A 1394-nucleotide genomic window follows, 5' to 3' on the forward strand; every position below is an offset into this window, starting at 1 on the left:
CATATATGGACACCTCACATTACGCAAGTTGTTTAGTGACATAGTTTTACTTTGTTTTTAACCAGCTTTGCGCGATGTGAACAGGATAAAACTGCACTCGTATATACGGCCTGTTATGAGCTTCAAGTGATTTCTCAGTGAGCTCTGGCCTTCATGGATAACCGCACCCTTGGCGCTATATCGTCCCTTCTGAGTTATAACTCAGTGTGCTCGCTCGGCGTCTCAAGGGTCGGTTTTACCTGTTGCACCATGCAACTACGCATTGCTGGATGAGACTTACATACTGTTTTAATTCAATTTAAATTCCTGCTGCTTGTGCAGCATTGCCCAGGATATTCGGGCCAGTTTGTTTGCTAAAGCGATAGCGGCAACCTGCACACCTCGCCGCTCTTTGAGCTTCTTCAGCCATAATGACAGATTATCCGTTCGGCTTTCCAAATGCCTTACATGGCTCATCGCGCATTGAACAAGAAGCCTGCGCACATAGCGATTTCCTCGTTTTGTGATACGCCCAAGCTTTTGCTTACCGCCACTCGAATGCTCTGAAGGGGTCAGCCCTAACGATGCGGCAAAGTGCCGCCCGTTTTTATAATTTGCCGGGCTTCCCATTACACTCATAAGCGCTGTGGCCGTAATGGAGCCAATGCCACGAGCGGTCATTAACAAAGTTGTTTGTTCATCGGCACGTGCAAACTGTTCAATGGCTTTATCATGTTGCTTGATGAGCGATTCCATCATGCACCACTCATCAAACAAGCTGTGTAGCTCTGAGCGCATTAATGGCGAAAGCTCATTCTCCCCATCTTCCAAAATTAATGGAATGTGACGACGCAAATGCTCAATACCTTGAGGAATAACAATCCCGTATTCATTTAATAAACCACGAATTTGGTTGGTTAGACGGGTTAATGAGCCTTGGCGACGGTCACGGATGCGGTGTAAAACAGCCATATCGGTTGCTGCCACAGAGCGGGGTTGAGTGAAGGTTAGATTTGGACGCCGTGATGCTTCAGAAATAGCAAAAGCATCATTCCGGTCGTTTTTATTTCCGCGTACAAAGGGTTTTACATGCTGGGGCGGAATGAGTTTTACGGTGAAACCGTGTTTAATAAACAAACGGCCCCAGTAGTTCGAGCCACTGCATGCCTCCATCACAACATCAGCATCTGGGAACTGTATAACGGTCTCGAGCAATTTATTTCTTCGGACTTGGCGGTTGAACACTTGGGTTCCCGCTTGATTCGTTCCACAGACTTGAAAAACAGATTTTGCCAAATCGATACTAATTGTTGTAACTTTCATGGGTGGACACCTCGTTTGAGATTATTGAACACATCACTTCAATAATGGCGCATTACGACGCCGTGTAAAGCGAGGTGTCCATCCCATCATCC

Annotated in this window: 1 protein-coding gene; it reads right to left on the reverse strand. The window is 46.4% G+C overall.

The window, feature by feature from the left end; translation table 11 throughout:
- Positions 1-288: 288 nt before the first annotated feature.
- Positions 289-1302 carry an IS110 family RNA-guided transposase gene (locus tag CWE08_RS12040; RefSeq protein ID WP_126768521.1) on the reverse strand — a complete coding sequence of 338 codons (1014 nt, stop codon included), beginning with the start codon at positions 1300-1302 and terminating at the stop codon, positions 289-291.
- Positions 1303-1394: the final 92 nt, after the last annotated feature.

The organism is Aliidiomarina iranensis, assembly GCF_003987135.1.
GTDB lineage: Bacteria > Pseudomonadota > Gammaproteobacteria > Enterobacterales > Alteromonadaceae > Aliidiomarina > Aliidiomarina iranensis.